The 9,411-nt window shown below is 64.4% G+C and carries 6 protein-coding genes and 1 pseudogene; 4 read left to right on the forward strand and 3 right to left on the reverse strand.

Features of this window, described 5'->3' with window-relative positions:
• Nucleotides 1-43: 43 nt before the first annotated feature.
• Complete coding sequence (locus JQ632_RS29320; protein ID WP_212406128.1) at nt 44-1,240, reverse strand: PHB depolymerase family esterase; 1,197 nt, start codon at nt 1,238-1,240, stop codon at nt 44-46.
• A 128-nt stretch (nt 1,241-1,368) separates the two neighbouring features.
• Entirely contained in the window at nt 1,369-2,784 is a 1,416-nt protein-coding gene (locus tag JQ632_RS29325; protein WP_212406129.1) for an MFS transporter, read from the reverse strand.
• Nucleotides 2,785-3,002: 218 nt separating this feature from the next.
• Between JQ632_RS29325 and JQ632_RS29330 the strand changes: the two genes are divergently transcribed.
• Together JQ632_RS29330 and JQ632_RS29335 are read left to right on the forward strand one after the other, a co-directional pair.
• The gene (locus JQ632_RS29330) at nt 3,003-4,241 is read left to right on the forward strand and encodes an LLM class flavin-dependent oxidoreductase (RefSeq protein WP_212406130.1); all 1,239 of its coding nucleotides are present in this window, start codon (nt 3,003-3,005) and stop codon (nt 4,239-4,241) included.
• 140 nt (nt 4,242-4,381) lie between these two features.
• Complete coding sequence (locus tag JQ632_RS29335) at nt 4,382-5,758, forward strand: cytochrome P450 (RefSeq protein ID WP_212406131.1); 1,377 nt, start codon at nt 4,382-4,384, stop codon at nt 5,756-5,758.
• A 73-nt stretch (nt 5,759-5,831) separates the two neighbouring features.
• On the opposite strand, the pseudogene JQ632_RS29340 reads toward JQ632_RS29335, so the two are convergent.
• Nucleotides 5,832-6,122 (reverse strand): annotated as a pseudogene (locus JQ632_RS29340) (SDR family NAD(P)-dependent oxidoreductase); the annotation flags it as partial.
• Nucleotides 6,123-6,298: 176 nt separating this feature from the next.
• Here JQ632_RS29340 and JQ632_RS29345 point away from each other — a divergent pair.
• Together JQ632_RS29345 and JQ632_RS29350 are read left to right on the forward strand one after the other, a co-directional pair.
• Nucleotides 6,299-7,261, forward strand: a complete 963-nt coding sequence (locus JQ632_RS29345) for a sensor histidine kinase (protein ID WP_212406132.1) — start codon at nt 6,299-6,301, stop codon at nt 7,259-7,261.
• Nucleotides 7,262-7,481: 220 nt separating this feature from the next.
• Nucleotides 7,482-9,218: a bifunctional diguanylate cyclase/phosphodiesterase gene (locus tag JQ632_RS29350; protein WP_212406133.1), complete on the forward strand. Its 1,737-nt coding sequence runs from the start codon at nt 7,482-7,484 to the stop codon at nt 9,216-9,218.
• Nucleotides 9,219-9,411 lie beyond the last annotated feature (193 nt).

The following is a 9,411-nucleotide window of genomic DNA, read 5'->3' on the forward strand; positions in this document are numbered from 1 at the left end:
CGCGACGAAGTCGCGAGCCCGGGACGACGAGTTGAGGTCGGGGCTACTTCATCAGCCCCGCGGCCGTCAGCGCGCGGGTGATGATGGCGCCGAGATCGAGGCTGCGCCACGTCTCGTCCTTTTTCTTGGGCTCTTTCTTGCCCTTCGTCGCGGCGTCCGCCTTGCGGATCGAGCGCGCGAGATGCGGCGCCGGCGAGGGTGCCGGTGCGGGCTTCGGCGCCGCGGGCTTCGGCGAGACGGGCTTGGGCGCCGGCGCGGAGGCGCGATTCCACTCGGTCAGCCCGAAGAATTTTGCGATGTGGTAGGACGACGAAATGCCGGCCTCGATCAGGAAGGCGCCCTCGCTGCCATAGCGATGGTCGTTGTCGGCGAGGCCGAGCGGCGTGCCGTGCGCCATGTCGGTGATGGTGAAGGACTCGACGACGGTCTCGCCGTCCTTGTTCCACCAAGCCTGACGCGGATAGCCGTCGACCATGGCTTCCGCCATCGCCGCCTGCGGCAGATCATGCAGATCGAGCCACTGCTTGACGATCTCGTTGGCATTGCCGGGATTGACGGTGCGATCGGCGGTGCCGTGCCAGACCGACATCTTCGGCCAGGGGCCGCGATGGTTCGAGGCCTGACGCACGAGATCGCCCAGTGCACGCGCGGGCCGCCCGGGCGAGTGAAACATGCCGTCGAGTGCCTGGCGCAGGTTCGACGCCACGCCGAACGGCAGGCCCGCAATGACGGCGCCGGCCGCAAACACTTCCGGATAGGTCGCGAGCATCACCGACGTCATCGCGCCGCCGGCGGAGAGACCCGTGATGAAGACGCGGCGCGCATCGATGCCGTGCGCCGCGACCATGTGCGCGATCATCTCGCGGATCGAAGCGGCCTCGCCCTTGTCGCGCGCGACGTCGTCCGGATTGAACCAGTTGAAACAGGTGTTGCCGTTATTGGCGCGCAGCTGCTCGGGCATCAAAAGCGCAAAGCCGTAGTGCTTCGCGAGCGTCGACCAGCCCGCGCCGAGATCGTAAGCGGCGGCCGTCTGGCCGCAGCCATGCAGCACGACGACGAGCGCCCGCGGGTGCTGCAATTGCGGCGGCACGAACGAGAACATGCGCAGCTCGCCCGGATTGGCGCCGAAGGCGGTGACCTCCGCCAGCGGGCTGGGCAGCCCGGCGCTTCGCGCCGAGACGCGCAGACCGTCCCGCTTTGGCAGACGTCTTAAGAGATCAACATTCCTGGCTAACGACACCGACAGCTCCCCCATGGGCGACTTGCAACGTCCACCCAAAGCAAATAGTTGCCGCGGCGCAAAATAAAAAGAGTGTGCGCTATCGAACCACCCGGGAATTCACGGGGATTAACCGAATTGCCAAAACTTCATGCATGAGCGCGACGCATCCATGTCAGAAATGCGACGCAGATCATGATTAACGTCGCAAACAAGGCGAGCGAAATCAAAAATGCTGCACGCGATGAGTGTGCCGATTCGACAGCAAAAAATACCGCACCGATCGCAGCAACACCGGCCGCATTACCGATCTGTATGGTCGTGCCGTACATGCCGGACGCGGAGCCTGCCGCGCCGGGCTTCACCGTCGACAGCACCGCGCTCGAGAGCGGCGCCATCACGAGGCCCTGGCCGTAGCCGAAGATGGCCATGGTGAGCGCGAGCGATGAAGAAGGCGCATCGACGTTTGCTGCGACAAGCGCGAGCGCGGCAAGGCCGATGATCTGCAGCATGCAGCCTTCGATCAGCACCCTTGTGCCGCGATGCCTCGCCCGCGCGCCGCTGTGGCGCGACGCCACCACGAAGGCGAGCGCGAGCGGAAGCAGCACCAGGCCAGCCTTCAGCGGCGCGATGTGCAGGCCCTTCTGCACGAACAAGGTCAGGATCAGATAGAACGAGAGATTGGCGACGAAGAAGAAGAAGGCCGCGCCCAGCCCGCGCAGGAAGGCCGCATCCGCCAGCAGCGTGAGATCGATCAGCGGCATGCCGCCGCCGGCCGCAACGGCGCGCTCGAGCCGCAGGAAGCCGGCAAGGATCGCGACGCCGACGCCCATCACCGCCCAGAGCCACGGCGCCCAACCGAAATCGTGGCCAAACAATAACGGCCCGATCAGGCACAACAGGCTCGCGAACAACACCAGGCTGCCCGCGACATCGAGCCGCGTACCGGCACGGCGCGGCACCGTCGGCATGATTTTTAGCGCGGCTGCGGCGATGATCAGACCGAACGGCACGTTGACGAAGAAGACGGAGCGCCAGCCGGTGCCCGCAAGATCGATCGTCACCAGCAGGCCGCCGAGCAGGAAGCCGGCGGCACCCGCAAGCCCGAGCACGATGCCGTAGATCGCAAACGCACGGCTGCGCGATTCGTCAGGGAAAAGCAGATGCAGGGTCGTCAGCACCTGCGGCACCATCAGCGCGGCGGTGGCGCCTTGCGCGAGCCGCGCGACGATCAGCTCGGGGCCCGTCTGCGCGAGCCCACACCACAGCGATGTCAGCGTGAAGCCGAGCACGCCCGCCACGAACACGCTTTTGGTGCCGTGGATGTCGCCGAGCCGGCCGCCGGTCACCACCAGTGTCGCATAGGCGATGAGGTAGATTGCGATGACAGATTCGATCTGGGCCGGCGTCGCATGCAGGTCGATCGCGATGGTGGGAATGGCGACGTTGACGATGAAGGCATCGACGCCGAACATGAACTGGGCGGCGACGACGGTCGCCAGCACCCACCAGCGGCGCGACGTATCGACTTCCCTTGTGACGGTTCTTGCGACGATCTGATGCATGGCGGGTCCGCTTGATTGATTGGCCCGCCGATGATCCCAGACACGGATCACGCCAGCGATTACGTCGGAGGTAAGCGGCCCTTGCAGATATCGCCGCGCAGGCATGGCCGGCGCGCATGACATTCCATGCGGCGGCATTCGCTGCGATTGCGTAGCCGCCGCGCAGCACGTAGCGTGGCCCACACCAACCAACAAGAAATCAAGCCGGAGAGAAACCCATGGCGCGCCTGAAATTCGGAGCCTTCCTTGCCCCGCATCACCCGATCGGGGAGCATCCGATGCTGCAGTTCCGGCGCGACCTCGACCTCGTCGAGCAACTCGACGCGCTCGGCTATGACGAGTTCTGGTGCGGCGAGCACCATTCCTCGGGCTGGGAGATGATCGCCTCGCCGGAGATGTTTCTTGCGGCGGCCGGCGAGCGCACCAAGCGCATCAAGCTCGGCACCGGCGTGGTCTCGCTGCCCTATCACCATCCCTTCAACGTCGCCCAGCGCATGGTGCAGCTCGACCACATGACCGGCGGCCGCGCCATCTTCGGCTCCGGCCCCGGCGCGCTCGCGTCGGACGCGCACACGCTCGGTATCGACCCGATGACGCAGCGCGACCGCCAGGACGAGGCGATCGCCGTGATCCGCCGCCTGTTCAACGGCGAGCGCGTCACCGCCAGGACCGACTGGTTCACCATGAACGATGCCGCGCTGCAAATCCTCCCCTTGCAGGAGGAGATGCCGTTCGTCGTGGCCTCGCAGATCTCGCCCTCGGGCATGACGCTCGCCGGCAAATACGGCATCGGCATCATCTCCCTGGGCTCGATGACGACGCAGGGCCTGATGTCGCTGCAGCAGCAATGGCAGTTCGCCGAGGACGCCGCCAAGAAGCATGGCACCAAGGTCAGCCGCGCCGACTGGCGCCTGCTCTTGACCTGGCACATCGCCGAGACCCGCGAACAGGCGCGCCGCGAGGCCGGCGCCGGCCTGATGCGCTGGCACAACGAATATAATGTCGGCACCTTGCAGCGCCCTGGCCTGACCGCGTTCTCCTCGCCCGACGAGGCCGTGGACAAGACCGCCTTCGTCGAGGGCGCGGCCTCCACCATCGGCACGCCGGACGACCTCGTCAAAACTATCAAGAACGTGATGCAGGTGTCCGGCGGCATCGGCGCCGTGATCGGCTTCGTGCACGACTGGGCCAATCCTGAAAACACGCGCCGGAGCTGGGACATGGTCGCGCGCTATGTCGTGCCCGAGATCAACGGCTATATCGACGGCCTGCGCAAATCGCAAAAATTCGTGATCGAGAACCGCGCGATCTTCGAGCGCGCCGGGCAGGCCGTGATGGCCAAGATCATGGAGAACGACAAGGCGGCGGAAGCACTGAAGGTGACAGGGCCCGGCCGCGTCGCGATTCCCGCCGTCAATGCACCGGATCTGCAGAAGGAAGCCGCCAAGCGCAAATGACGGCCGCGACGCGGCAACGCCGCACGGCTACGACGACGCCCCCGCCTGTGCTAAGCTGACGCTGTCAGCCCGGCAGAGGCCGCTTGCCAAGCCGCGGTCCCGCGATATCGTTCGGTCAGCCCAATGGGAGCGCATCCGTCATGACGATGCAGAATGTGGCCTCGCCTGCGTACAGCTTCACGCCGATCAAGCGCAACCAGCTCAAGCACATCCCTGGCGACGAGGGCTGGCCGATCATCGGCAAGACGCTCCAGGTACTGGCCGACCCCAAGGGCCACATCGAAGCCTGCGGTGCGAAATACGGCCCGGTCTATCGCAGCCATATCTTTGGCGAGACCAGCGTCGTGCTGCTCGGGCCCGAAGCCAACGAGCTCGTCATGTTCGACCAGCAGAAGCTGTTCTCGTCGACCTTCGGCTGGGAGCGCGTGCTCGGACGGCTGTTCCCGCGCGGCCTGATGCTGCTCGATTTCGAGGAGCACCGCCTGCATCGCAAGGCGCTGTCGGTCGCCTTCAAGTCCGGGCCGATGAAGTCCTATCTCGGCGAGCTCGACAAGGGCATCGCAGCGCGGGTCGCGCAGTGGAAGGCCAAGCCCGGCACGATGCAGCTTTATCCCGCGATGAAGCAGTTGACGCTCGACCTCGCCGCGACCTCGTTCCTCGGCGCCGACATCGGACCGGAGGTCGACGAGATCAACCGCGCCTTCGTCGACATGGTGGCGGCGGCCGTCACTCCGATCCGTTACCCCATTCCGGGCACGCAGATGGCGCGCGGCGTCGCGGGACGCAAACGGATCGTAGCCTATTTCCGCGAGCAGATCCCGCTCCGCCGGGGCAATCACGGCGGCGACGATCTGTTCTCGCATCTCTGCCGCGCCACCCATGAGGATGGCGCGCTGCTCTCCGAGCAGGACATCATCGACCACATGAGCTTTTTGATGATGGCCGCGCACGACACGCTGACCTCATCGCTCACCTCCTTCATCGGCGAGCTTGCCGCGCATCCCGAATGGCAGCAGAAGCTGCGCGACGAAGTCATGGCGCTGGGATTGACGGCTGACGCGCCAATCGGGTTTGACGATCTCGAGAAGATGCCGCTGTCGGAAATGGCATTCAAGGAGGCGCTGCGCATCAAGCCGCCTGTGCCGTCGATGCCGCGCCGCGCCGTGCGCGAGTTCAGCTTCAAGGGCTTTACGATTCCCGCCGGCACCTCGGTCGGCGTCAATCCGCTCTACACCCATCATATGAAAGAGATCTGGCCGGAGCCCGATCATTTCGATCCGCTGCGCTTCACCGAAGAGGCGCAACGCAACCGCCATCGCTTCGCCTGGGTGCCGTTCGGCGGCGGCGCGCATATGTGCCTCGGCCTGCACTTCGCCTACATGCAGGCCAAGTGCTTTGCGCGGCACTTCTTGCAGAACATCGAGGTGTCGCTGGAACCGGGCTACAAGCCGGACTGGCAGATGTGGCCGATCCCGAAGCCGCGCGACGGGCTGAAGGTGACGGTGAAGGCGGTGTGAGCTCTCTCGTGTCCCGGACGCGCGACGAGCGAGCCGGGACCCAGTCGCTTTACATTGGAGTTCGCTTCAACAAGGTCTGTGCCGGACCGCCGGCATTGTTGAAGTGACAATCGATGCGGCCGAATTTTGCAGCGGCAAGATCGATCAGCGCGCGCACCTGGTCTTCGACCGCAACGACCGTAACGTCGGTCTGGCGGAAGACGCAATTCTCACCGAGCTGCTTCGCCAGCACCTCGCCTTCAGGTAGGCGCCACCCCGCGATCACAATTTTGGCGCCTTCGGCAACGAAGACTCCGGCAGTCCGCAGTCCGATTCCGCTCGTCGCCCCCGTGATCACCGCAACCTTGCCGTCCAGCCGTCCTATGGCATGTTCCCGTTTTCTGATGATTTGACGCCAATTGACGGGCACCGCGCAGCGCCGTCCCAATGGGCACTATCTCCGCCTGTCCGGAACAGGGCAAGCTATGCTTGTGCGGACGGAATGCGTAACGTGGTTGCCGACGGTCCCCCACACGCATTCGCTACGCGGTCAGGCGGCGCATGGTGAAGTTGATCGACGAATTCCGGCGCGGCTGGCAAGGTATCGCCCCGCCCTCGATCGCGACGAGCATCGGCTTCGCAGCCGCATGCCTGCTGCTTGCAACCCTGGTGCGCTGGGGTCTCGCCCAGGTGCGGCCTGACATCTTCTTCACGCCGTATTTTCCGGCCGTATTCTTTGCCGCCGCCTTCGGCGGCCTGCGGGTCGGCGTCTTCACCGCGCTGGTGGGCGGCATGCTCGGCGTCGCACTCAATTTCGGCGAGGCCCATCTCGACCGTGCGCGGTTTGTCCTGCTGGTGCTGTATTGGGCGGTCAGCGCGCTCACGATTTGGGGCGTCGAGCACTACCGCACGCTCCTGATCGAGCAGCGCCGGATTTCAAAACGGCTGATCGAGGAAGAGCACTACCGCAAGCTCGTGGTCGACGAGCTCCAGCACCGACTGAAGAACAAATTGTCCACCGTGCACGCCGTGCTGCATCAGGTGCTGCACGACCAGCCGCAGGTCTGGGCCAGGATCGATCCGCGGCTGCGGTCGCTGGCATCGACCGACGACCTCATCGCCAAGGTCGACAATTCCGGCTGCGACATCCGCGACCTCCTCATCTCCGAGCTCGGCCCTTACGGTCATGTCCGCTTCACGCTGAACGGCGACCGGCTGTTCCTCCCCGCCAAGCTCGCGGTCACGCTGTCGCTGATGTTTCACGAGCTCGCCACCAACGCCAGCAAATACGGCGCGTTCTCCTCGCCCCGCGGCCTGCTGCAGGTGTCGTGGACCATCTCCGACGGCCGCCTCATCATCACCTGGGACGAGACGGAAGGCCCGAGCATCGACAAGGTCTCCCCGCCCGGATTCGGCACCAAGCTCTTGAAGTCGGCGCTCTCGGCCTTCGAGGGCAAGACCGAGATCTCCTATCTGAAGACGGGCGTTCACTGCATCATGCAGTGCCGGCTTCCAAAGGGCTGACGCGGCCTTCGAGGCGAAAGGTCGAGCGCAGCTTTCGCTCGCAGTCTCGCACGCACCGTTGACACTCTGTTAATGACGATCGGCAGCGCCTGCCGCCGGGCCAAGATATCGACCAAACCTGCCCCGTATTTCTGCGTACCCCTTAACCAAAACTAAGAGGGAACCACGCAAGATCGCGCGCATTGCAAGCCGCGCCCGAACAACAAGATTCATGAATTCTATGAACGATAGCAAATACCCCGGCGCGACTGAGGCCGAGCTCGGATTTCTCAAGGAAATCGTTAGAATGCTGCCGGCCGGCGTGACCGTCCACGACGAGCGCGGCGACATGTTGCTGGTTAACGACGCCGCCGCCGCCCTGCTCGGCCTCGACGGAAACCGCCCCTCGCCCGATCTCGCCCAGCGCCAGGAGGCCTGCATGCAGGCGCTCAGGGGCGGCCGAGCTGTCGTCACCGAAGAATCCCTTCAGTCGGGTGCCGCGCGCCAGGTGCTGCTGACCACCCACCGCCCTGTTCGTCTCGCCGGCCGCGATCTCCTGATCTCGGCCTCATCAGACATCACCGAGCAGAAAAACTTCGAGGACCAGCTCTTCCGTTCGGCCTATTTCGACGAGTTGACCGAGCTGCCGTCCCGCCGCGTGATCGAGCATCGCGTCAACGGCATTTTGTCCCGCGGCGACGGCCGCGAGCGTTTTGCGCTGGCCTTCCTCGACATCGACAATTTCAAGCACATCAACGACTATTACGGTCATTCCGTCGGTGACGCGCTGCTCGTCGAGCTGTCGAAGCGGCTCGGGCGTGACCTGCGCGACTCCGACATGCTGTCGCGGATCTCCGGCGACGAATTCTTGCTGCTGCTCTCGCCGATCGAGGGCCAGCAGGAAGTTGCCGAATTCCTCCAGTCGACCCTGCAGCGGCTCACCGCGCCCTTCTTCATCGACAATTCCGAGATTTTTGCCTCCACCTCCGTCGGCGTCAGCCTTTACCCGGACCACGGCCGCAGCTTCGAGGTGCTGCGCCAGAACGCCGACATCGCGATGTACCGTATCAAGAACAGCGGCAAGGGCGCCGCCGCCTTCTTCGATGCCAGCATGGAGCGCGAGGCGCTGGCGCGCACGCGGATCGAGCAGTCCTTGCGGCTCGCCATTCTCGAAAAGCGCTTCTGCTGCGCCTTCCAGTCCAAGGTCGACATCCGGACCCAGGCCGTCAAGGGCATCGAGGCGCTGGTTCGCCTGCGCGACGACGAAGGCGTGATCCAGGCGCCGGGCTCGTTCATCAATCTCGCGGTCGAGCTCGGGCTGATCGACGAGCTCACGCATCTGGTGCTGGCGGAGATCGTCAAGTCGATCGACCTGATCAACGACACCTTTGGCGCAGACGCGACCATCAGCATCAACGTCGCCGCCAAGCAGGCCGGCAATCCCGAATTCATGCGCAGCTTCGCGCAGGCGCTCGACGATACCGGCTTTCCCCAGCGCTTCATGATCGAGGTGACGGAGGACGCCTTCGTCGCCAAGAGTCATTTCCAGGCAGAAATCCTGCCGATGTTCCGCAAGCTCGGTGTCGGCATCTCGATCGACGATTTCGGGACCGGCTTTTCCTCGCTTTCCGCGCTCGCCGACATCACGGCCGACGAGATCAAGATCGACCGCTCCTTCATCACCGACATCCATAAGCGCCCGCGCAGCCAGGGCATTTTGCGCGCGATCGAATCCCTGAGCGAGGCGCTGGGCATCGCGGTCATCGCCGAGGGGATCGAATCCTACGAAGAACTCGCCTATCTCCAGGCCGCGACCAAGATCCGCTACGCGCAGGGCTATTATTTCGCGCGGCCGATCTTCCTCGAAGAACTGAAGCTCGCAACGCCCGCCTCCAGCGAGTCGCGCGGCAGCATCGCCAACCGGCCGGCGCAGCAGAACCGCCAGGGCTATTCGCGCGCGAGCGGGTACCGGCGGTAAGGGGCGAGGCGCTCTCCAATGTCGTCCTGGCGAAACAGGCCGTAAAGAACTCAGCGCGCTCGTTTCGACGTAGAATCTGATTCTCTTGCGCGACAGAAGAGAGAACCAAGTAGTCAGTAAAGAGCTTGAAAGCAGGGGCGTGTAGCATCCTGTTCTATCGAGCTCTCCGAATCTTGAGTTTTTGCACAGCCTG

Origin of the sequence: Bradyrhizobium liaoningense (assembly GCF_018130955.1) — a bacterium.
Classification (GTDB): Bacteria; Pseudomonadota; Alphaproteobacteria; order Rhizobiales; family Xanthobacteraceae; genus Bradyrhizobium; species Bradyrhizobium liaoningense_C.

Excerpts from the sequence above, each read along its gene's own strand:
- JQ632_RS29335 (WP_212406131.1), top strand. The coding sequence starts at position 4,382 with ATGACGATGCAGAATGTGGCCTCGCCTGCGTACAGCTTCACGCCGATC.
- JQ632_RS29345 (WP_212406132.1), top strand. The coding sequence starts at position 6,299 with ATGGTGAAGTTGATCGACGAATTCCGGCGCGGCTGGCAAGGTATCGCC.
- JQ632_RS29350 (WP_212406133.1), top strand. The coding sequence starts at position 7,482 with ATGAACGATAGCAAATACCCCGGCGCGACTGAGGCCGAGCTCGGATTT.
- JQ632_RS29325 (WP_212406129.1), bottom strand. The coding sequence starts at position 2,784 with ATGCATCAGATCGTCGCAAGAACCGTCACAAGGGAAGTCGATACGTCG.
- JQ632_RS29330 (WP_212406130.1), top strand. The coding sequence starts at position 3,003 with ATGGCGCGCCTGAAATTCGGAGCCTTCCTTGCCCCGCATCACCCGATC.